This window comes from Corynebacterium sp. HMSC078A10 (assembly GCF_001811565.1).
GTDB lineage: Bacteria > Actinomycetota > Actinomycetes > Mycobacteriales > Mycobacteriaceae > Corynebacterium > Corynebacterium hesseae.
In genome coordinates this window covers 14,799-34,723 of sequence record NZ_KV805207.1, presented here as the reverse complement: position 1 = coordinate 34,723, position 19,925 = coordinate 14,799, and the positions used below count along the sequence as shown (strand labels likewise).

Genomic DNA, 19,925 nt, shown 5'->3' with positions numbered 1-19,925 from the left:
TAGTAGGAAAGGAGAATGACCATGACTACCAGCGCAATCCTGCTCTTTATCCTCTTCGTCGTCGTCATCTGGGGTGGACTAGTGGTGTCCTCCATCTGGCTAGCCCGCACTGACGATGACACTACGGGCGAGCTGGGCTCCGCCCCCGGTACGGATGACGAAGCCCTGTCACATCGCGTTCATCAGCGCAGTTAAATTTCCACCACTGTGCGTCCGTGGCGGGTGCCGGCACGCAGTTCCTTGGCGGCCGCGGTGACGGCGTCGAGCGGCACGGTTTCCGTAATGGAGTGCAGCAGGTCGAGGTCCAGGTGATCGTCGAGAAGCTGCCAAGCAGCCTCACGCACCGCGCGCGGAGCATCGACGGAGTTGCCACCCGCCAGCACGATGCCACGCAGGATGAACGGCAGCACCGAAGCCGGCAAGTCTGGGCCGGCCGCCATGCCGGTGGCTGCGACAACACCACCCCAGCGCACCTGCGCCAGAACGTTAGCCAAAACAGTGGAGCCAGCGGTGTCGATGGCGCCGTCGTAAAGCGCCTTTTGCAGCGGACGCCCAGTTTCCGAGAGCGCAGCGCGGTCCAAAATGTGATCCGCACCCAGCCGAGTGAGGTACTCCGATTGGGAGTCCACGCGGCCAGTCACAGCGGTGACCTCGTAGCCGGCAGACTTGAGCAACTGCACGGCGATGGAGCCCACGCCGCCTGTCGCGCCGGTGACGAGGATGTGACCTTCCGTCGTGCCGTGCGTGCGCAGCTGGTTCACGCAGATAGCCGCGGTGTAGCCGGCGGTGCCGATGGCAGCAGCATCGTGGGCGCTGAAGCGCTCCGGAACGGGAATGGTGGCCTCACCGTTGACGCGCTGCTGGGTGGTGTAGCCGCCGTGACGGAACTCGCCCAGGCCGTCGCCGAAGGCTGCGACGAGCTGGCCCGGTTTCAAACGCTCATCCGTGGTTTCTTCCACGGTGCCGACGACGTCAATGCCGGGCACGAGTGGGTCGATGCGCATGACGCCCTTATCGCCCTCCAAAGCCATGGCGTCTTTGTAGTTAAGGGAGGAAAACTGAACATTGACCAGCGTGTCCCCTTCTGCCAGAACCTGCTCGTCCTGGAAAGTCTGGGAAACGCCGGACTCGGTGCGGGTGACAATGAGTGTGCTCATGCGCACTATCCTACCGACACTGTGAAGCAGCCTCTTGGCAGCAAATGCACTAGGAACTTGTCAGCTTTTCCTCTTACAGTGGCCACCATGAGCACCACAGAGCTACGCCACACTCGAAACCGGCTTGCGCCCGTGCCGGATCCGTACCGGCATGTGCTTCGCGACGCCCTCCTAGTCACCCTCCTCGCCCTTGTCACCGTGGGGCTAGCCACGCTGGGCAAGCCCTTCATGGAGATCCCGGGAGTCGTGGATGGCTCTGCGCATGCGGTACGCAAGGTGAACCTGCACCTCTTTGGCGGTTTTGAGACGGCCTCGGTGTGGTATGGAGCGTGGAGCGATCTCTTTGGCAACATCCTTCTTTTTATGCCCTTCGGTGCGGCCGTGTACGTGGTGGGGCGCTCTCTGCGCCGGATTCGCTGGGGTCTCGGTGGAGCACTACTGGCAGGTCTCATGGTGAGCCTGGGGATTGAAACTGCCCAGTACGTCTTCTGCCTAGGCTTTAGCGATATTGATGATGTCCTTTACAACACCGTGGGCAGTGTTCTGGGGGCACTTCTTATGGCGCGGCTGAGCCGTGAGGCACGAATGAAGATCCTGCAACGCCTTGGCTTTCTCCTAGCACTGGCATCAGTGGCGCTTATCGGAGCCATGCTGCTGAACTAGGCGTTTGCTAACTTATGCGTTCGGCGATGGTGGTCGCTACCTGTCGCGCATAAGGAGAAACACCGGTAATCGTGGCCGAACCAGGACCAGTCCACGAGCCGTAGCCCACGGGAAAGAAACCTTCCACCGTGGGCTTTCCGTTACGGAGCAGCCCGGTAAAAGGGCGCAGGGCGGGCCTAAAACCGGTAGCCCAGATGAGATCACTAAAGCCCTGCTCGGTGAGTTCATCGAGGGAATCGAACATCGGGGCAGCGCCTAACAGCCCGCTATCCCGGGCCTTGAGCACCGGCGGGACCATGACGATGTCACCCAGTTCCGACTCCGATCCGGGATCGGGCTCCCCCTTTGCCAAGGCGAGCATGCGCTGCCGGTTGCGGCTAAAGAGCACGCGGCCGTCCACGTCATCCGGCATCCACCGCGGCGGATGCGTGGTAAACCACGTGGTGTCCACGCCTTCCAGGGCAAGCTCGGCGGCGATTTGGGCACCTGAGTTGCCTGCGCCCACGACGGCGACACGCCCCGCATCGTGCTGTGCGTCGGGGAGAAACGGCGCGGGGCCGGGGTAATTCGCCGTGTGCCATTGGCGGCCCGCAAACGCGCCGGGGTAGAAGGGGATAAAGGGCGCGGACCACGTACCCGTGGCCGCCACAACGGTGCGGGCTAGGAACTCCCCGCGGTTCGTGGTGAGGCGGAAGAACGGAGCGTCGTACAGTACATCGGTGACATTTACCCCATGCCGAACGGGCAGGTCATAGCGCTCCTCGTAGCGCGTGAGGTAGTCGACCACATGGGTTGCCGGCGGAAACCCGGGGTAGTGCGGCATGGGCCAGCCGGGAAGAGTGGAGGACTCAGCATCGCTAAACAGCGTCAGCGAGTCCCACACGTGCTGCCAGGCACCGCCGGGGGAGGGGTTGGCGTCGAGGATGAGAAAGTCGAGCTTCTTTTTGCGCAAGTAGTAGCCGGTGGCGAGGCCGGATTGGCCACCACCGACGACGATGCAGTCATAGGTATGCATTGGCTTAAATGAGTTTGCGCTCGCGGGCAGCGGACACCGCAGCGGTACGGGTCTCCACTCCGAGCTTCTGGTAGACGTGGATCAGGTGGGTCTTGACCGTGGCCTCAGAGATGAACAGCTCCTGCGCAATCTGCTTATTGGACTGTCCCGTGGACAAGGCCTGAAGGATCTCCAATTCACGGGCAGAGAGTGCCGTCTCCGGCTGGGCTAGGCGCTCCGCCAGGAGGTTGGTGACCTCGGGGGCTAACGTGCGCTTTCCCGCAGCGGTGTCGAGGACCGCGTTATGCAGGGCTTCCTCAGGAGCGTCCTTGAGGAGGTAGCCCATTGCGCCAGCTTCGACCGCGGCGAGGATATCCGCCTGGGTGTCATAGGTGGTGAGGATCAACACCGGTGGGCCGTTGAGCTCACGCACGCGCCGGGTGGCGGCGATACCATCGACATCCGGCATCTGGATGTCGCAGACGACTACGTCGATCGGGGGGACGTCGTCAAGCAGCAGCTTCTCTACTGCCGAACCGTCAGAGCCTTCCAGAACCACATCAATGTCGTGGAACGTGTTGAGAATGGCGCGCAGCCCGGCGCGGACCACGGGGTGATCATCGATGAGCATCACGTTAACCATTGCGGCTGCTTCCTGTTGGGAGTCGCACCGCGAGCGCGGTGCCGGCCGGTGAGGATTCTACCTGGACGGAGCCACCGACGCTGCGAACACGCTGCTCCAAGCCGGTCAGGCCGAAGCCTTGTGGGCCGTCGATGCCGCGGCCATCGTCGACCACGTCCAAGGTGATTTCATCTGTGAAAGCGCCCAGCGTAACTACTGCACGGTTGGCGTCGGCATGCTTCATCACGTTGGTCAGGCCCTCGCGCGCGGAACGCAGAATGACGTGGTGGAGCTCGGTAGGCACCTCGCCGCGGCCGGTGAGTTTGAGGCTCAACTGCGTGCGCAGACCCAGACCGTGTGCCTGGGCCTGGAGCTCATCTACCAGTGCACGTAGACCTTCATCGATGGAGGAGGTTGGGGCGGCGAGTTCTTTGACGAAGCGACGAGCTTCGGCGAGGTTGTCCTTGGCCACCTTCTCAATGAGTTCGAGCTGCGCGGTGGTCTCCTCTGGGTCCGTGCTGTTTTTGGCAGCGCGGCTGAGCAGCACGATGGAGGATAGGCCCTGGGCCACGGTGTCATGAATCTCCCGGGAGAGCCGCTCGCGCTCCTCCAGACGGCCGGCTTGGTGCTCGGTGGCGGCGAGTTCCTCCTGTGTTTCACGCAGTTGCTTGGCGACGGCCGCGTGGTGCACCGCCTCCGCCTGAATCTTGCGGGCCGCGTGATAGACGGCCACGGCGAAACAGGTGCCGATGAAGGGACCGATGGCGGCAGCCGCTGTCCATGCCTGGGGATGTAGCCAGGCGGGGATAAAGGCGGCGATGGCCCACAGCACAACGCTGGCGAGGATGCCAGGCCAGAAGGGAAGAGCATGGACAAAGACGAAGACCAGGGGGAATTCCATCCACATGAAGTCTTGGGCATGCACCATGAGGCCGATCCACAGCAGGCAGAGCGCAGCGAGCCACAGCGTGGTGGGTACGGGCTTGGCGGGCTTGCGGGCAGCGTAGAGCACGAAGCCGGCGTAGACCACGGCGAGGGCAATCGAGAGCCCGAGGACTCGGGCATCGAGCCGGTTATCGGCCCAGGCGCGGAGTACGCCGAAGACCAGCAGGAATCCGAACATGACGTGGAGGCCAACGGTCCACAGGCTGTTTCGCATCATCACGCCGATCCAGCCTATCGCCTCAGCGGTTGAGGCCGAATCAACCAACTGGTTGAGTGAAGGTTCAACTAGGTACCCGATTACTTTCTCTTCGCGCGTGAGCAGTATGAATACTATGTTCCTTGCATTGAGAGAGATAGTCACCGCCCGTGGTCGTTTCTTCCTGATCGGCGGCGTCGTGGCTCTAATTACGTTGTTGCTCGTTATGCTGTCCGGCCTGACCCAAGGCCTGTCCAAGCAAAATACGTCCGCCCTGGAGGCGCTCGGTGAAAACACCCCGAACGTGACGTTTTCTACCGAGGACCCGTCCTTTACGGAATCAGAAATCTTCGCTGAAGACGTCACCGCTGGTGCTATCCCGCTGGGCGCTACCCAGACCAAGCTTGACGGACAGGGCGGCGTAGCTGTCTTCGGTCTGCCGGCTGGTACTGAGATCCCCGGTACGGACACCCTCATCCCGGATCGCGGCATGGTTCTGAGCGAATCTATCGACGAGGAGATGAACGCGCCTTCCCAGGCCACGCTCGGTGGCGTGGATCTGGACGTGCGCGGCGCGGTGCCGGATGAGTACTACTCCCACTCCCCGGTCGTATGGGTAGACACCGCCACCTGGCAGAAGGTCTCCCACGCCCGCGAGGACATGGTGGGTGTTGCCCTGTTGAGCGCGGAACCGACTGATAGCTCCGTCTCGATGGCTAAGGCCCTGTCTGGCCTGCCGGCTTATAGCTCGGAGCGCGGTTCCCTGCTCACCATGCAGGCATTCCTCTACGGCATTTCCGCCCTGGTGACCATTGCTTTCCTCAGCATCTGGACCATCCAGCGCACCCGTGACCTGTCCATCCTCCGCGCTCTTGGTGCCAGCGTGACGTACTTGCTCAAGGACGCTATTGCCCAGGCGGCCATCATCCTCGCCGCCGGTGTGGGCGCCGGCGCGCTCGTCGGCTGGCTGCTGGGCCTCGCCGCACAGGGCACCGTGCCCTTCGAGGTTTCTGTAATGACGGTCATCGTTCCCGCACTCGGCATCTGGCTGCTCGGCATCGCCGGTGCCTTCCTCGCCACCCGCCGCGTATCCAAGATCAATCCGCTCGACGCCCTAGGAGGCAACGCCTAATGACTACCACTGCTACTCCTGCTCTGTCCCTTCGCGACATCGTGGTGACCTACCCCGACGGCGAGTCCCGTGTTACCGCTCTGGATGGTGTGAGCCTAGACGTGAAGCCTGGCGAGCTCACCGCTGTCATTGGTGAGTCCGGCTCCGGCAAATCGACCTTGCTATCCGTAGCCGCCGGCCTCATCGAGCCTGATTCCGGAACCGTCGAGATGCACGGCACCCGCGGCCTCATCTTCCAGCAGGCCAACCTCATTGCATCTCTGACCGCGCGTGAGCAACTACTCATCATCGACCACTTGGAAGGCCGAAAGCCACGCCAGGATCGTGCCGATGAGCTCTTAAGCTTCGTGGGCCTTGAGGACTTTGGTAACCGCCGTATGAACCAGCTGTCTGGTGGTCAGCGCCAGCGCGTCAACATTGCCCGCGCTCTTATGGGCCAGCCGTCCGTGTTGCTGGCGGACGAGCCGACCTCTGCCTTGGACTCCAAGCTTTCGCGTGAGATTGCCAAGCTTCTGCGCGGTGTTACCGAAGACTTCGACACCGCAACCCTGTTCATTACCCACGACCGTAGCCTGCTTGATTACGCTGTCCGTGTCCTCGAAGTCAAGGATGGCAAGGTTTCCGCTTACTCGGAGGTCGCGGCCTAGCCCTCGCTATTAATTCAAGGAACTAATTTTCCTCCTCGGTGCCCGAACCAGGCGAGTACGGAGTACATTAGTACTTCGATATGCTTCGACCTCGCCGCCTACGGGTAACCCCTACCGACTATGAGCGCATGCAACAATGGACCCCGCTGCATGCGCTCATGTTGACGATTACCATCGCTGCCTGCGGTGTCTTTATCGTCGGCGCTCGCCGCGTTAAAGGCACAAGCCGTGAAAAGTTCGTCCGCCAGATGGTCGGCTGGGTCCTTTTGGTCCTCGGCACCGCATGGACAGTTATTTCCCTGGACCCTTCCCAGTTCGATATCCGGGAGTCCCTCCCGCTGCACCTTTGTGACGTGCTGCGTCCCATCTTGGCGCTCGGCCTTATTACCGGCAACGAGCATGCGCTGACCCTGACGTATTTCTGGGGCATCATCCTTAACCCGCAGGCCATCATCACCCCGGATGTCATCTACTACTTTGCCCCGCGCTGGCTGCGTTTTAGCACCTACTGGTTCTTCCACATCGTGGCCCTCGCCGTGCCGTTGGGTCTGACCTTTGGCTTAGGCTATCGGCCGACGTGGAAAGGCTACCGCTTTGCCGTGAAGGTCACGCCCATCTGGATGGCCATCGCCATGGCGGTCAACGCCAAGACAGACGGCAACTACGGCTTCCTCAACCACGCGCCGGGCAGTCCCTCCATCATCAACCTGCTGGGTCCCTGGCCTGGCTACATCGCGGCAGAGACTCTTGCCGTCGCGGCAGCATGGGCCGGAATGACGTGGCCGTGGGAAAACACCTCGCTGCGTCGCGGAACCGTGCCGGTGGGCACTCGGGGACTGCTGCGCAAGTCCGTCGGTACTGCGTCCGGGATCCTGCGCCGGGCCACTGTACGTTTTCGTAAATAGTGGCCCGCAAATCGCGAAATTCTAGGGCTTCGTTGCGAAAACGTACCAAGACGGCGGCGGCCAGGTACGGATCGATCAAATAAGGCCCCAGATCTTCGGATTTTTGGGGTGCTATTTGATCGAAACGTACTTAGTAGCGGAGCTAGCGCTCCGCGTTGAGGAGCCGGGCAATGGCCTGTGGGATGGCTGCGGCGATCTGGGAGGACGAGCAGGGCGCGAAGCCGTCGGGGGTTTCGGCCGCGATGGCCGCCGCGTGCGCGTGGATGGCCCCGGCGTGGAGAACTTCGGCGATGACCTCAGTGGGGGATGCGGCGGGCGCGGTGGCGGAAAGCTGAGCCATGACCGCACCGAGGATGCCGGAGAGCACGTCGCCGGAGCCGGGAGTCGCGGCATAGGAATGGCCGGAATTGAAGGAGTACTGCGGCTGGCCGGGTGCGGTGACGCGGGTGAGGCGGCCTTTGAGCAGGATGATGCTGTTCAGTTCCTCGGCTAGCTCGCGGAGGGCGCGGCTCCAGCCGGTAGCCGCATCGGGCGAAGAGCCGAAGGTGGCCTCGTAGAGGCGGGTGAATTCGCCTTCGTGTGGGGTGAGGATGGTCAGCGGATGATCGGTGACTGTCCGGCGCAAGGAGGTGTTGCGCGCCAGAAGCGTGAGGGCGTCGGCATCGATGACGGTGGGCAGACCTTGTGCCAGTACCTTTCGCAGTTCGGAGGCCGCCGCCGAATCGGTGCCGCGGCCGGGACCCACGACCCACGCCTGGGCGCGCCCAGCGGAGACGACATCGGGGTGGCAGACCAGCTCGGGGAGAAGCGCGGTAATGGTGTTATCGCCGATGAAGCGCACCATCGACGGCGTGGCCCGCACCGCCGCGGTGGCGCACAGAATGCCCGCGCCCGGGTAAGCCTCACTGCCGGCAGCGAGGGCGACGACGCCACCGGAATACTTATCGGAACGCGCGGCGGGAGTGGGATCGGTCATGGGGCCGGTGCAACCGACGGGCCAGGGACGAGTGAGGCGCCCGCCAGGAAGATCGAGTTCGCCCGGGAGCCACTCCCAGGGCGTCGGAACGGTGGGTTCATGGGCGATGAATGCGGCAGGATTATCCAGCTCAGCGAGGGCCTCAGCGAAGGAAGGTGCGCCGGGTAAGAAGAGGTCGGAGACCACCACCTGTCCACATTCAGCGGCCAACGCGTGGCCCAGTCGCGGTGAGCCAAACGTGACGGTGACATTGGCCTCGACAGCATCCGCGGCGACAACGCCGGTATCGGCATCAACACCTGTGGGCATATCGACGGCGACAACGGGCACGCTGGTAGCAGTGGCCTCGCGGTAGAGCGACAGCGCGGCGCCGGTCAGGCCACGGGCGGAACCGAGGCCCGCGATAGCGTCGATAAGCAGTGCGGTGCCTGTCGGCAGCGCGGACATAGGAGGAAGGACCGTGGCACCCGCGGCGAGGAAGGCCTCCAGTGCTGCCTCGTGGTGCTTCTCGGGGACTAGGGCATGGACGGTGATACCACGCTCGGCCAAGAGCGCGCCGGCAAAGAGTCCATCGCCGCCATTGCCGCCCGGCCCAGCGAGAATGACAACCGCGCCGGGGTGAGCAGCCAGCATCGAGGTGGCAGCTTCCGCCACCGCTGCGGCGGCAAGTTTCATGAGCTGATCCGGCTCCGATTGCTGGGCTAGAAGCTGCTCTTCAGCAGCACGAACAGTGGCAACGGTATAAGCAGGGCGCATACCCTACGAGTCTAGCCCTGGCAGGTAGGGCACCAGAAGAGGTTGCGGCCCTGTATGACCTTCTCCTGTATCTCCGTGCCGCACACATGGCAGGGCTGCCCGGCGCGGCGGTAGACGTAGACCTCGCCACCGTGGTCGTCCTTGCGCGGCTCGCGGCCCATGGCCTCCGGGGTATGGGCTGGGCGGACGGTGTCGATGCGGCCGTGTTCCACGCCGTAATCCATGAGACCTACCAAGTCAGACCAGATTGCATCGAACTCGGCGCGGTCGAGCTGACTGCCGGGGATGAAGGGGGAGAGTGCTTGGCGGAAGAGCGCCTCGGCGCGGTAGATGTTGCCAACTCCGGCGAAGAGGCCTTGGTCCATGAGCATCGCGCCGATACTGCGGCGTGAGGCATGTACCCGGGCCCACAGGGCATCGGGGTCAGCATCCTCACGCAGCGGATCCTGGCCCACCTTCGCCACCTTGGCCTGGTACTCCTCCTCCGTAATGAGTGTGCAGAACTGCGGGCCGCGCAGGTTCGCGGCCATCGTTCCGTTATCGATGCGCAGCCGGATTTGCCCCCACACATCAGCGGAAGGCTCAAAGCGCAGGGACCCAATGAGCCCCAAATGGATGTAAATCACGTGGCGCGGGCTGTCCGCATCGAAGTGGAGGAAGAGGTGCTTGCCAAAGGCTTCGGCGAGGGAGAGGGGTGAGGCGTCGACAAGCGCGGCCTCCGCAGCAAACCTGCCCTGGGGGCTGCTCACAGCCAGCGGCGCGCCGCGAAAGTCCGCATTGAGTGTCCGAGCAAGGCGGTGAATAACGTGTCCCTCAGGCATGTCAGGAAGTCTACGCGGGGGCAGTGCTGCTGTAGACTTTCCGGGTACTACCCGTTGAACGGAAGGGCCTAAATACTATGGGGCGCGCAATCGGTTTTGACCGTGAAAAATACATTGAGCTGCAGTCGGAGCACATCAACGCTCGACGCAAAGAAATCGGTGGGAAGCTTTACCTGGAAATGGGTGGCAAGCTTTTCGATGACATGCATGCCTCCCGCGTGCTGCCCGGTTTCACCCCGGATAACAAGATTGCGATGCTTGAGCGCATCAAAGATGACGTAGAAATCCTCGTCTGCATCAACGCAAAGGACATCGAGCGCCAGAAGATGCGCGGTGACCTGGGGATCCTCTACGAAGACGATGTGCTGCGGCTTGTCGACGTCTTCCGGGGCCGCGGCTTCCTTGTCAATAACATCGTCATGACGCAGCTCGAGGACGGCAACAGCCAGGCGGAGGCCTTCATCGAGCGCCTCGAGCGCCTGGGGCTGACGGTGGCGCGCCACCGCGTCATCCCGGGCTACCCCGCCAACATCGACCTCATCGTCTCCGAGGAGGGGTTGGGCAAGAACGACTACGTGGAGACCACCCGTGACCTCGTGGTGGTCACCGCGCCGGGGCCGGGCTCCGGTAAGTTGGCTACCGCACTATCGCAGGTCTACCACGAGAACGTGCGCGGCGTGCAGGCGGGCTACGCCAAGTTTGAGACCTTCCCCATCTGGAACCTGCCGCTCGACCACCCGGTGAACCTGGCATACGAGGCAGCCACGGTGGACCTTAACGACGCCAACGTCATCGACCACTTCCACCTCTCCGCGCACGGCGAGTCCACGGTGAACTACAACCGCGACGTCGAGGCCTTCCCGCTGCTGAAGTCCCTGCTGGAGCGCCTGACCGGCACCGTTCCCTACCAGTCCCCGACGGACATGGGCGTGAACATGGTGGGCTTCTGCATCACCGACGACGAGGTCTGCCGCGAGGCCTCCCGGCAGGAAATCATCCGTCGCTACTTCAAGACTTTGGTGGAGGAGGCCCGCAACGGCCTCGACTCTACGCAGTCCGAGCGTGCCGCCGTGGTCATGGCGAAGGCCGGCATCAAGTCCACCGACCGCCCGGTGGTGCTCCCGGCGCGTCAGAAGGCGGAGGAGACCGACGGCCCGGCGTCCGCGCTGCAGCTTCACGACGGCACCATCATCACCGGCCGCACCTCTCCACTCCTGGGCTGCTCGGCGGCCACCTTGCTCAATGCGCTCAAGCACCTGGCGGGTATCGACGATGACCTGCACCTGCTCTCGCCGGAATCCATCGAGCCGATCCAGACGCTGAAGACCAAGCATCTGGGTTCGCAGAACCCGCGCCTGCACACCGACGAGGTGCTCATCGCACTCTCTGTCTCCGCGGCCAAGGACGAGAACGCCCGCCGCGCGCTCGACGCACTGAAGGAACTCGAGGGCTGCGATGTCCACACCACCACCATCTTGGGTTCCGTGGATGAGGGCATCTTCCGCAACCTAGGTGTCCTGGTGACCTCCGATCCGGTCTTTGCCTGCAAGAGCGCGCTGTACCAGAAGCGCTGAGACTCCACCGAAAAATTGGGGATCTTGCCATTAGCAGGCCTAGACTTGCGGGCGTGACTATTGGCAAGATTCTCCTCTACTACTGCTTTACTCCCATTGAGGACCCCACCGCGATCATGCTGTGGCAGCGTAACCTCTGCGAGAAGCTCGGGCTGAAGGGCCGCATCCTCATTTCGGAGCACGGCATCAACGGCACCGTGGGCGGGGACATGGAGGCCTGCAAGCGCTACGTGCGCGAAACCCGCGAGTACCCGGGCTTCAAGAAGATGGAGTTCAAGTGGTCCGAAGGCGGTGCGGAGGATTTCCCGCGCCTCTCGGTTAAGGTGCGCGATGAGATCGTGGCCTTCGGCGCGCCGGGTGAGCTCAAGGTGGATGAGAATGGCGTCATCGGCGGCGGCGTTCACCTCAAACCCGAAGAGGTCAACAAGCTAGTAGAAGAGCGCGGCGAGGAGGTCGTCTTCTTCGACGGACGCAATGCCATGGAGGCGGAAATCGGCAAGTTTAAGAATGCCGTGGTGCCGGACGTGCGCACGACGCATGACTTCATCGCCGAAATCGAGTCCGGAAAATATGACTGGATGAAGGACAAGCCCGTGGTCTCCTACTGCACGGGCGGCATCCGTTGCGAAATCCTCTCAGCGCTGATGAAGAACAGAGGCTTCAACGAGGTCTATCAAATCGACGGCGGCATTGTGCGCTACGGCGAAAAGTACGGCAACGATGGCCTGTGGGAAGGCTCGATGTACGTCTTTGATAAGCGCATGCACCACGAGTTTGGCCAGGGCCTAGAGGATCCGGGCTTCATTCAGCTGGGCCACTGCGTGCATTGCGGGGCGGGAACCAACACGTTCCATAACTGCATTAATGAGGACACGTGCCGTAAGCAGGTGCTCATCTGCGATGACTGCATCCAGCATGTGGAAACACAGCACTGCGGCCGGCCGGATTGCGCCGAGGTGGCAGCCGCCCAGGCGCAGGGCTAGTTTTCGATAACCGGGGCGAGCAGGATCTGGATATCGTTGATACACCAGATCATGAAGTTGCCGGCCATGACCCAGAAGATGGCCATCCAACCGCGCCAGCGCACATAGGCCTTGAGCTTGCGCACCATGATGACGGCGCAGCCGATCATGCCGATGAAGGGGATGATCAGCGTCGTCGTGGCGAACACGGTGCGCTGGGTCCTCGTGCAGAGCCAGGCGGCATACTCGGCGCGGAGGCAGTTGGTCGTGGTTCCGGCGACTTTAAAGATGCCCGCGAGGAGAAGCGCATAGAGCGCTGAGCCGATAAGGATGGCAATCATAAACCACAGAGCTTGGCGCGAGGAGCGGCGGTTGGCTTCGGCGACGGCGAGGGGGTCGGGTTCGTCGGCAAGCTCGTCAAATGTGCGGGGCTCGGGGCGAGGCAGGTTCGTATAGTCCGCGTCGGACGTGAGATCGTTTTCGGGGTGCTCAGCTGCCATGGTCTGCCAGTCTAACGCGCTTCGGCGGTGTAGGTGCTGGGGCAGACCAGCACGGGCACGCCCAAGTGCGGGAGCAGCTCGGTGGCGGTGCTGCCGATGAAGACGCGCTCGATGGGGCCCATGGGGTCGGAGCCTAAGCAGAGGAGGTCGCCCTTCTTCCACTTCAGCGAGTCCACCGCGCCGGACCAGCCATGGCCGCTGCCGATGGCCGTCGTGACCGAAAGCTCGGGGTAGGCATCCGCGATGAAATCGTGGGCCCGGTCCAACAACGAAAGCGAATGCTCGCGCCAATTGGGGGCATCGGAAGGAAAGGTGGGGGAGTATTCGAGGGGGACGTCGACAAGCCCCTTGGCTGAAAACGCCAGGATTCGCAGGGGGATACCGCCGCGCTGCGCAATGCAGGCCGCGTGCATGAGAGCGGGATCATCGGCGCTGCCAAGATCGGTGAAAGCAAAATTAATGCGGGTAATGCCGTGCTTGGACAGCTTGATGCCGCGTGGAGTCAAGCCCACCGGAAGCGGCGCATAATGCAAAAGCGCATCGGCGGTAGAGCCCGAGAAGAAACGGCCCTTGGGTGCGGATTGGTTTGCGCCGAGGAGGATGACGCTTGCGTTGAATTCCTTGGCCGCCTCCTCCAAGAGCTGCGGGCGCGAGGGCCCTGCGATGAGAACGGAGACGTTCTTATCGAGTTGGGACTTGTCTACCCCTGCTGCGTTCAATGCCTGTTTGACGGCCCGCTCGCAGGCGGCGCGCTCTTTCTTGAACCACTTTTTGTAGGAACCGGTGAGCTTGCTGAGCGACGTCACGGTGAGTGGTTGCGAAATAGTAGATACCACGCGGATCTGAACGGGCGTGGAACGCGCGATCCACGCGGCAAACTCGATAGCTTCCGTGCCGGTGGAGCTGGGGCTCCACGAAACAAGGACGCGGAGCGGAGGGACCGTGGCGTCTGGGGAGCACTGTCCTTCCGCGGGGTGTGAAGAATTCTTAGCCATTCATCAAAAGGTTCGGGGTCGTTTTATTCATTATCGGCCCTTCACGCCTTAAAATAAAAATCCGCTCTACCGGCGCTTTTTGGTCTATTTTCCTTCCATGATTGGCCGGTAGACATCGGCCAGCTTGGAGATCAGGTTAACCAGGGAGTTGGCATCCTTGATGTCGTCCGGATCGAGCCAACGCAGGATCTCTGCCAAAGCCGCCGCACGCTGGCGAGAGACGATGGTCAGCTCGGATTCACCGAGCTGGGTAAGGGCGACGAGGACACCGCGGCGGTCCTTCTCGTCGCGGTGGCGTTCCACGAAACCTTGGCGTTCCAATTGGTACAGCGCATTGGAGGCGGTAGGCATCCGGATGAGCTCTGCCTGGGCGATGGTGCTCACGCGCGAAGGGCCGCGCATGCGCAGCTGGTTCATGATGGAGACCTGCGACGTGGTGAGGGATGTGCCCTCTGTCGTGCGCTGGAAAATGAGCATGAGTTTGTTGAGCGCGGGCTGGATCTGGCGGGCGACTTCCAGGGCATCCTCGTAAGGGATGGGGGATTCGATAGTTTCTTCACTCATGGAAAATAAGTGTAGCTAGTAATTTCGCGGAGCGGTAGTTAGCCGATTAAAAAATTTGGTTTCTCACTGCGAAGCACTATGAAAGGGCCTAGGTTGTTGACGCCGCCGGCACTACACTGTCCGGCGTGAATTCTCCGTCAAAGGCAGAGTCTGCAAAGACAAGGTCCGCAGTGGCCTACCGCAACGAAGTCTCTTATGAATGGGAGCGTGCACAGCATCTGCGCGAGCTTCGCGCGGGAAAGGTGACGCGGGAAGAGCTATGTGATGCCGACTTTCTCCTTCGCGCGGCGGCGGAACACCATGGCGTCGACATGCGCAAGCCGTGCCCAGTGTGCGGTTCAGAAATGCGGCTGACCCGTTGGGTTTATGGAGATGCTTTAAAACGCCGGGCGGGAAGTGCGCGGAGCGCTGCGGAAATTGCGGACATGGCCGCAGAAGGGCTGGAATTTACCGTGCATTTTGTGGAAGTGTGTCCGGCGTGCCGCTGGAATCATCTGCTTCGAGCTGCCACGGTCTATGCTCTAGGGTAGTTTTGGCTTCCCAGTTCACGCCGGTAAGCTGCATGTATTTACAGTTTCTGTACAGGATTGATGAGGACACGGATCAGTGACCGAAAAGGAAACCTCCGGGCGAAAGTCAGGTAATCGCAGGAAGAGCACCTCACAGAGCGCTCAGCGTTCGTCCGGCCGCAAGCGCCGCTGGCCGTGGATCGTGCTGGCTGTTTTGTTTGTACTAGTGGGCATTCCCGCCCTGCTCTTCGGCTACGCGTATACGCAATACGACGTCCCCGGCCCCAAGGAGCTGCAGCCGAGCCAGATCTCCACCATCGTCGCCGGCGATGGTGAAACTCAGTTGGCCAAGCTCGTTCCGCCGGAAGGTAACCGCCGTCAGGTGACGTTGGATGAGATCCCGGATTACGTAGAGGACTCGGTCCTCGCCGCCGAGGACCGTGAGTTTTGGACCAACTCGGGCTTTTCCTTCACTGGTCTGGGCCGCGCCGTCTTGGGCAAGCTCACGGGTGATAGCACCGCCGGTGGTGGTTCCACCATCACCCAGCAATACGTGAAGAACACCCTGGTGGGTGACGAATACTCCTACGTCCGCAAGATCCGTGAGCTCATCTACTCGGTGAAGATGACCAATGAGTGGGCCAAAGAGGACATCCTGAACGCCTACCTCAACACCGTGTACTTCGGCCGCAATGCCTACGGCATCGAGGCTGCCTCCAATGCCTACTTCAATAAGGACGCCAAGGACCTCACCGTGGAGGAAGGTGCCATGCTCGCCGGCCTCATCCAGTCTCCATCGGTCTTGGATCCGTGGGTGGATGAGGAACGCTCGCAGAACCGCTGGAACTACGTCATGGACGGCCTGGTTGAGATGGGCGATCTGGATGCGGCTGAGCGTTCCCAGATGGCTTTCCCGGAGACCCGTGATCCAAGCGAATACTCCGCCTACACCGAGGCGCCCGGCGCTTACGGCCACATCAAGAACCAGGTCATCGATGAGCTGTCCCGTGTGGGCATCACTGAGGATCAGCTGGCCACTGGTGGCCTGAAGGTGACGACAACCATTGATATGACCGTCCAGAATGCGTCGACGGATGCTGCTCATGCAGAGCTGGGAGTGCTGCAGGAAGATGCACGTGCAGCGGCGGTCACCATTGACCCGGCCACGGGTGCTGTGCGCGGCTACTACGGCGGTGACGATTCCAACGGCTGGGATTATGCCAATTCCCCGCTGCAGACAGGTTCAACCTTCAAGATTATGACCCTGGCCGCAGCGCTCCAGCAGGGCATCGATCTCAATACTTATTACTCCTCGGCGCCCTACCAGCTGCCTGGATCGCAGCTCGTGACCAACGACGTGGGTGCCGGCTGCGGTAGCTGCTCCATCGCTGAGGCAATGAAGAATTCTTATAACACGTCCTTCCTGCGCCTCCAGGATGACTTGGAAAACAAGACGCAGGACACCGCGGATATGGCGCATGCGTTGGGCGTGCCGCGCAGTCTTCCGGGGATTGAAAAGACCCTCACTGAAAATGGTGGAACGCCGTACGAGGGCATCGTGCTGGGCCAGTACCAGTCGCGTCCGCTCGATATAGCGACGGCAATGGCCACCTTGACCAACCAAGGCATATGGCATCAGCCGCACTTCGTGGAAAAGGTAGAAAACGCTGCCGGCGAAGTCCTCTACGAGAACCCGACCGACGGCGGTGAACGCCGTGTCTCCGCCAACGTGGCCAACAACGTGATCTCCGCGATGCAGCCAATTGCCGCATGGTCCAATGGTGCGCTAGCTGGCGGACGCCCGTCTGCCTCCAAGACTGGTACGACGCAGCTGGGCGATACGGGCCAGAACAAGGATGCGTGGATGGTCGGTTCCACGCCGCAGCTGGCTACAGCAGTGTGGGTAGGCACGGCCGACAACACCTCCGCAATCTTTAATCAGTGGGGCGGCATCATGTACGGCTCCAACTCGCCGACGAAGATCTGGAAGTCCATCTTGGACACCTCTCTGGCTAATGCTGAGCAGCAGACCTTCCCGCAGGCCTATCCGATCAACTACGGCGTCGGCAGCTGGGGTTCGGGCTATGTCTATGACCCGAGCCAGACCACGACGTGGGACCAGACCCCGGCAAGCCCGGAGGGCGAAGCCGCTGAGGGCGAGGGCGAGGCAAAACCAGAGGAAGGCCAACACCATGAGGAGGGGCATGGTGATGCCCCGGCGCAGCCGGCCCAGCCTGAGCAACCGGCTCAGCCCGCCGACCCTGAGGTCCCCTCGCTGGATGAGATTCTCAATGGAGATGGCCTCGACCAACTACTTGGCCAATAGGAGACTGATCCCTGGTGAGCCAACACATGACTTCTCAGCTAGTCCCTCTCTCTTCTGAGTCGATGGCCCGCGGCGCCGTCGACGCCCTGGGCGGGTCGACGGGGCGTTTTGCTCGCTCGGCCCACTCCGGGTGGTGGACTCCACTGCGAGTGATCATCACGCTGGCGTGGACATTCCTGGCGTTTGGGTTCTTGAGTAAGGCAACCTGTGCCGGTAGTCGCAAGGGCGAGGATGGCCTCATTAGCCTGAATTGGGACGGTAACCGTCAGTACACGTCCTTCTGCTACAACGACATCATCCCGCTCTACGGGGGCCGTGGACTAGACCAGCCGGGCTTCCCCTACGCCTATTCCTGGGTTGAAGGGGATATCACGCGCTACATGGAGTACCCCGTGTTGGCTGGCATGTTCCAGGGCGCCGTCGCTTGGCTGGCGCGCACCACCTACCCGGCCGTCGAGTGGATTGGGATTGCCGATGTCAGTTGGTACTTCGGGCTGACCGCGCTCATCATGTCCCTCGTGTGGGTAGGCACCGTGGTTATGGTCTTCCAGCTCACGGGCAACCGGGCGTGGGACACCGTCCTCATGGCAGCTAGCCCCCTCGTGGTCATGCATGCCTTTACCAATTGGGACATCCCGTCGGTGGCGTTCATGGTCGGCGCCCTGCTTGCGGTGACCAAGCGTAAGAACTGGCTCGCCGGCATCCTCATCGGGCTCGGCACGGCCTTTAAGCTGTGGCCCCTGTTTATTCTGGGTGCCTTTCTGGTGCTGGCCATCCGCAACAAGCGCTGGTCGCCGTTCATCAAGATGTTCGTGGCAACTATTGCGACGTGGCTCGTGGTGAACCTTCCCGTGGCGGTGGCCTACCCCGAAGCTTGGCGCGAATTCTTCCGGCTCAACCAAGAGCGTGGGGCGGAGTGGACCACGATCTACGCACTCCTGACTCGCGTTACGAACGTGAGCTTTGAGGCCGAATTCCTCAACACCTTCTCCCTCGTGGCCTTCCTTGTGAGCTGCGCAGCAATCGCCGTCATGGGGCTTAAAACCCCGCGTGCGCCGCGGGTGGCTGAGATGATCTACCTCATCATCATGGCCTTCCTTATCTTCAATAAGGTGTGGTCGCCGCAATACTCGCTGTGGCTCATTGTCCCGGCGCTCTTGGCGCTGCCACGGTGGCGCCTCATCTTTAGCTGGGCGCTTGCCGACGCCCTCCTCTGGCCCATCCTCACCTGGCACATGCTCGGCTCGGAGAACAAGGGCCTGCCGCACGAGATGCTGGACATCGCGGTGATCACCCGGGATGGTTTCATCATCGCCATCGGCGTGCTCATCATCCGTCAGATGTGGGGCAAGTCGGAAGACAAGGTTCGTGCCGCGCACGGTGGCAGGGATCCACTGGCGGGGGACTTTGCGCGATGACCATAACAATCGTGGGCATCATCTCCATCACGATAGGTTTCTTGTGCGTATTGGGTGCCTATTACCTGTTTCAGCGTTCTGAAGACCGAACCTGGCCCATCATGCTGGGGTTGCTGGCTCTGCTTTTCCTTACGGTGATACCTGCGAGTTCGGCAATCTTCGTCGCCGCGACTCACTAGGGGGCGGCCGAGGAGACAAGGGATTTCCTTTTCCGCCGGTCAGTGCGGTACTGTGTGAGGGTTGCTTGACGCAACAGACCCTCCTGCCATATCCGCAAAGGTGATATGGCCGATACCAATTACTAGACCATAGGAGGTGATGAGGTCCGTGCGTCACTACGAAGTCATGATCATTCTGGATCCCAATCAGGATGAGCGCACCGTAACCCCGTCCCTAGACAAGTTCCTCGAAGCAATCCGCAAGGATGGCGGCAAAGTCGAAAAGGTTGACGTGTGGGGCAAGCGCCGTCTTGCATACCCGATCAACAAGAAGGAAGAGGGCATCTACGCAGTCGTGGATCTGGAGTGCGAATCCCACTCCGTTCTCGAGCTCGATCGCCGTCTGAACCTGAACGACTCCATTCTGCGTACCAAGGTTCTGCGCACCGACAGCAAATAGCGGATACTGGGTTTCGAGCAATCCACGTAACCGATATTAAGGAGTAAAGACATGGCTCAGGGAGATACCAATATCACGGTCGTTGGCAACATTGTCGCCGACCCGGAACTGCGCTTCACCCCGGCGGGTGCCGCAGTGGCAAATTTCCGTGTTGCCTCCACCCCGCGTCGCTATAATCAGCAGACTTCCCAGTGGGAGGATGGCGAGGCCATGTTCCTCACCTGCAACGTGTGGCGCCAAGCCGCAGAAAACGTTGCGGAGACCCTGACCAAGGGCATGCGCGTTATTGTTACTGGCCGTTTGCGTCAGCGCTCTTACCAGACTCGTGAGGGCGAGAACCGTACTGTCTTTGAGATCGAGGTCGATGAGGTCGGCCCGTCCCTGCGTTATGCAACCGCTCAGGTAAACCGCAAGTCCGGCAACGGTGGCGGAAACTATGGCGGCGGCCAGCAGCAGGGTGGTGCTAACTACGGCGGCGGCAACCAAGGCGGTTTCTCCGGAAACCAGGGTGGTTTCTCTGGAAACCAGTCCCAGTCTTCTGCCCCGCAGCAGTCCCAGCAGTCGGCTCCGAGCAACGATCCGTGGAATTCGGCACCCCAAGCGGGAAGCTTTGGTGGTGCGGATGCAGAACCCCCGTTCTAAGAC

General features: G+C 61.6%; 21 protein-coding genes. 12 read left to right on the top strand and 9 right to left on the bottom strand.

Going from position 1 to position 19,925, the window contains the following annotated elements:
* The first annotated feature begins 21 nt into the window (after positions 1 to 21).
* The gene (gene metS, locus HMPREF2808_RS07245) at positions 22 to 195 is read left to right on the top strand and encodes a methionine/alanine import NSS transporter subunit MetS (RefSeq protein ID WP_070533705.1); all 174 of its coding nucleotides are present in this window, start codon (positions 22 to 24) and stop codon (positions 193 to 195) included.
* Here the strand turns inward: metS and HMPREF2808_RS07240 are convergent.
* Complete coding sequence (locus HMPREF2808_RS07240; protein ID WP_070533707.1) at positions 192 to 1,157, bottom strand: acrylyl-CoA reductase family protein; 966 nt, start codon at positions 1,155 to 1,157, stop codon at positions 192 to 194. The genes metS and HMPREF2808_RS07240 overlap by 4 nt on opposite strands.
* Positions 1,158 to 1,244: 87 nt before the next feature.
* On the opposite strand from HMPREF2808_RS07240, the gene HMPREF2808_RS07235 reads away from it, so the two are divergent.
* On the top strand, positions 1,245 to 1,820 hold the full coding sequence (locus tag HMPREF2808_RS07235) for a VanZ family protein (protein WP_070533709.1): 576 nt from the start codon (positions 1,245 to 1,247) through the stop codon (positions 1,818 to 1,820).
* Between the two features lie 7 nt (positions 1,821 to 1,827).
* On the opposite strand, the gene HMPREF2808_RS07230 is transcribed toward HMPREF2808_RS07235, so the two are convergent.
* The 3 genes from HMPREF2808_RS07230 to HMPREF2808_RS07220 are packed head-to-tail and all read right to left on the bottom strand — an operon-like array spanning position 1,828 to position 4,598.
* Complete coding sequence (locus HMPREF2808_RS07230) at positions 1,828 to 2,835, bottom strand: NAD(P)-binding domain-containing protein (RefSeq protein ID WP_070563935.1); 1,008 nt, start codon at positions 2,833 to 2,835, stop codon at positions 1,828 to 1,830.
* 4 nt (positions 2,836 to 2,839) lie between these two features.
* Positions 2,840 to 3,457, bottom strand: a complete 618-nt coding sequence (locus HMPREF2808_RS07225) for a response regulator (protein WP_070533713.1) — start codon at positions 3,455 to 3,457, stop codon at positions 2,840 to 2,842.
* Positions 3,450 to 4,598, bottom strand: coding sequence for a sensor histidine kinase (locus HMPREF2808_RS07220; RefSeq protein WP_070533714.1), 1,149 nt, complete (start codon positions 4,596 to 4,598; stop codon positions 3,450 to 3,452). Before HMPREF2808_RS07220 ends, HMPREF2808_RS07225 begins: the two co-directional genes overlap by 8 nt.
* A gap of 115 nt (positions 4,599 to 4,713) precedes the next feature.
* Here HMPREF2808_RS07220 and HMPREF2808_RS07215 point away from each other — a divergent pair, with 115 nt between their 5' ends.
* From HMPREF2808_RS07215 to HMPREF2808_RS07205, 3 genes are all read left to right on the top strand, one after another.
* Positions 4,714 to 5,709 carry an ABC transporter permease gene (locus tag HMPREF2808_RS07215; RefSeq protein ID WP_070533715.1) on the top strand — a complete coding sequence of 332 codons (996 nt, stop codon included), beginning with the start codon at positions 4,714 to 4,716 and terminating at the stop codon, positions 5,707 to 5,709.
* Positions 5,709 to 6,356, top strand: a complete 648-nt coding sequence (locus HMPREF2808_RS07210; RefSeq protein WP_070624325.1) for an ABC transporter ATP-binding protein — start codon at positions 5,709 to 5,711, stop codon at positions 6,354 to 6,356. The genes HMPREF2808_RS07215 and HMPREF2808_RS07210 overlap by 1 nt, the downstream gene beginning before the upstream one ends.
* 80 nt (positions 6,357 to 6,436) lie before the next feature.
* The gene (locus HMPREF2808_RS07205) at positions 6,437 to 7,261 is read left to right on the top strand and encodes a YwaF family protein (protein ID WP_070533719.1); all 825 of its coding nucleotides are present in this window, start codon (positions 6,437 to 6,439) and stop codon (positions 7,259 to 7,261) included.
* Positions 7,262 to 7,403: 142 nt separating this feature from the next.
* Here HMPREF2808_RS07205 and HMPREF2808_RS07200 read toward each other — a convergent pair whose 3' ends face one another.
* Together HMPREF2808_RS07200 and HMPREF2808_RS07195 are read right to left on the bottom strand one after the other, a co-directional pair.
* The gene (locus HMPREF2808_RS07200; RefSeq protein ID WP_070533720.1) at positions 7,404 to 8,993 is read right to left on the bottom strand and encodes an NAD(P)H-hydrate epimerase; all 1,590 of its coding nucleotides are present in this window, start codon (positions 8,991 to 8,993) and stop codon (positions 7,404 to 7,406) included.
* 11 nt (positions 8,994 to 9,004) lie between these two features.
* Positions 9,005 to 9,814, bottom strand: coding sequence for an Fpg/Nei family DNA glycosylase (locus HMPREF2808_RS07195; RefSeq protein ID WP_070533721.1), 810 nt, complete (start codon positions 9,812 to 9,814; stop codon positions 9,005 to 9,007).
* A gap of 77 nt (positions 9,815 to 9,891) precedes the next feature.
* Here HMPREF2808_RS07195 and HMPREF2808_RS07190 point away from each other — a divergent pair, with 77 nt between their 5' ends.
* Positions 9,892 to 11,388: a DUF1846 domain-containing protein gene (locus tag HMPREF2808_RS07190; RefSeq protein ID WP_070624324.1), complete on the top strand. Its 1,497-nt coding sequence runs from the start codon at positions 9,892 to 9,894 to the stop codon at positions 11,386 to 11,388.
* A 53-nt stretch (positions 11,389 to 11,441) separates the two neighbouring features.
* The gene (locus tag HMPREF2808_RS07185; protein WP_070533722.1) at positions 11,442 to 12,371 is read left to right on the top strand and encodes an oxygen-dependent tRNA uridine(34) hydroxylase TrhO; all 930 of its coding nucleotides are present in this window, start codon (positions 11,442 to 11,444) and stop codon (positions 12,369 to 12,371) included.
* Here the strand turns inward: HMPREF2808_RS07185 and HMPREF2808_RS07180 are convergent.
* The 3 genes from HMPREF2808_RS07180 to HMPREF2808_RS07170 form a co-directional block, all read right to left on the bottom strand.
* The gene (locus tag HMPREF2808_RS07180) at positions 12,368 to 12,850 is read right to left on the bottom strand and encodes a hypothetical protein (RefSeq protein ID WP_070533724.1); all 483 of its coding nucleotides are present in this window, start codon (positions 12,848 to 12,850) and stop codon (positions 12,368 to 12,370) included. The genes HMPREF2808_RS07185 and HMPREF2808_RS07180 overlap by 4 nt on opposite strands.
* Before the next feature lie 11 nt (positions 12,851 to 12,861).
* Complete coding sequence (locus HMPREF2808_RS07175) at positions 12,862 to 13,845, bottom strand: universal stress protein (RefSeq protein WP_070524206.1); 984 nt, start codon at positions 13,843 to 13,845, stop codon at positions 12,862 to 12,864.
* An 84-nt stretch (positions 13,846 to 13,929) separates the two neighbouring features.
* Positions 13,930 to 14,409 (bottom strand): MarR family winged helix-turn-helix transcriptional regulator, encoded by a 480-nt coding sequence (locus tag HMPREF2808_RS07170; protein WP_070524207.1) that lies wholly within the window; start codon positions 14,407 to 14,409, stop codon positions 13,930 to 13,932.
* Positions 14,410 to 14,579: 170 nt separating this feature from the next.
* Between HMPREF2808_RS07170 and HMPREF2808_RS13045 the strand changes: the two genes are divergently transcribed.
* The 5 genes from HMPREF2808_RS13045 (at position 14,580) to HMPREF2808_RS07145 (ending at position 19,922) form a co-directional block, all read left to right on the top strand.
* Positions 14,580 to 14,939 (top strand): DUF5318 family protein, encoded by a 360-nt coding sequence (locus HMPREF2808_RS13045; protein ID WP_083303768.1) that lies wholly within the window; start codon positions 14,580 to 14,582, stop codon positions 14,937 to 14,939.
* A gap of 76 nt (positions 14,940 to 15,015) precedes the next feature.
* Positions 15,016 to 17,244, top strand: a complete 2,229-nt coding sequence (locus HMPREF2808_RS07165; RefSeq protein ID WP_070533727.1) for a transglycosylase domain-containing protein — start codon at positions 15,016 to 15,018, stop codon at positions 17,242 to 17,244.
* 26 nt (positions 17,245 to 17,270) lie between these two features.
* Positions 17,271 to 18,662 (top strand): glycosyltransferase family 87 protein, encoded by a 1,392-nt coding sequence (locus tag HMPREF2808_RS07160; protein ID WP_070533729.1) that lies wholly within the window; start codon positions 17,271 to 17,273, stop codon positions 18,660 to 18,662.
* 327 nt (positions 18,663 to 18,989) lie between these two features.
* Positions 18,990 to 19,280, top strand: coding sequence for a 30S ribosomal protein S6 (gene rpsF / locus HMPREF2808_RS07150; RefSeq protein WP_180952128.1), 291 nt, complete (start codon positions 18,990 to 18,992; stop codon positions 19,278 to 19,280).
* 51 nt (positions 19,281 to 19,331) lie between these two features.
* A complete protein-coding gene (locus tag HMPREF2808_RS07145) occupies positions 19,332 to 19,922 on the top strand; it encodes a single-stranded DNA-binding protein (RefSeq protein ID WP_010187897.1) in 591 nt (196 codons plus the stop codon).
* Positions 19,923 to 19,925 lie beyond the last annotated feature (3 nt).

Bases quoted from the DNA above. Each gene is read 5' to 3' on its own strand.
- metS (WP_070533705.1), top strand. From the start codon at position 22: ATGACTACCAGCGCAATCCTGCTCTTTATCCTCTTCGTCGTCGTCATC.
- HMPREF2808_RS07240 (WP_070533707.1), bottom strand. From the start codon at position 1,157: ATGAGCACACTCATTGTCACCCGCACCGAGTCCGGCGTTTCCCAGACT.
- HMPREF2808_RS07235 (WP_070533709.1), top strand. From the start codon at position 1,245: ATGAGCACCACAGAGCTACGCCACACTCGAAACCGGCTTGCGCCCGTG.
- HMPREF2808_RS07230 (WP_070563935.1), bottom strand. From the start codon at position 2,835: ATGCATACCTATGACTGCATCGTCGTCGGTGGTGGCCAATCCGGCCTC.
- HMPREF2808_RS07225 (WP_070533713.1), bottom strand. From the start codon at position 3,457: ATGGTTAACGTGATGCTCATCGATGATCACCCCGTGGTCCGCGCCGGG.
- HMPREF2808_RS07220 (WP_070533714.1), bottom strand. From the start codon at position 4,598: ATGATGCGAAACAGCCTGTGGACCGTTGGCCTCCACGTCATGTTCGGA.
- HMPREF2808_RS07215 (WP_070533715.1), top strand. From the start codon at position 4,714: ATGTTCCTTGCATTGAGAGAGATAGTCACCGCCCGTGGTCGTTTCTTC.
- HMPREF2808_RS07210 (WP_070624325.1), top strand. From the start codon at position 5,709: ATGACTACCACTGCTACTCCTGCTCTGTCCCTTCGCGACATCGTGGTG.
- HMPREF2808_RS07205 (WP_070533719.1), top strand. From the start codon at position 6,437: ATGCTTCGACCTCGCCGCCTACGGGTAACCCCTACCGACTATGAGCGC.
- HMPREF2808_RS07200 (WP_070533720.1), bottom strand. From the start codon at position 8,993: ATGCGCCCTGCTTATACCGTTGCCACTGTTCGTGCTGCTGAAGAGCAG.
- HMPREF2808_RS07195 (WP_070533721.1), bottom strand. From the start codon at position 9,814: ATGCCTGAGGGACACGTTATTCACCGCCTTGCTCGGACACTCAATGCG.
- HMPREF2808_RS07190 (WP_070624324.1), top strand. From the start codon at position 9,892: ATGGGGCGCGCAATCGGTTTTGACCGTGAAAAATACATTGAGCTGCAG.
- HMPREF2808_RS07180 (WP_070533724.1), bottom strand. From the start codon at position 12,850: ATGGCAGCTGAGCACCCCGAAAACGATCTCACGTCCGACGCGGACTAT.
- HMPREF2808_RS07175 (WP_070524206.1), bottom strand. From the start codon at position 13,845: ATGGCTAAGAATTCTTCACACCCCGCGGAAGGACAGTGCTCCCCAGAC.
- HMPREF2808_RS07170 (WP_070524207.1), bottom strand. From the start codon at position 14,409: ATGAGTGAAGAAACTATCGAATCCCCCATCCCTTACGAGGATGCCCTG.
- HMPREF2808_RS07160 (WP_070533729.1), top strand. From the start codon at position 17,271: ATGACTTCTCAGCTAGTCCCTCTCTCTTCTGAGTCGATGGCCCGCGGC.
- HMPREF2808_RS07145 (WP_010187897.1), top strand. From the start codon at position 19,332: ATGGCTCAGGGAGATACCAATATCACGGTCGTTGGCAACATTGTCGCC.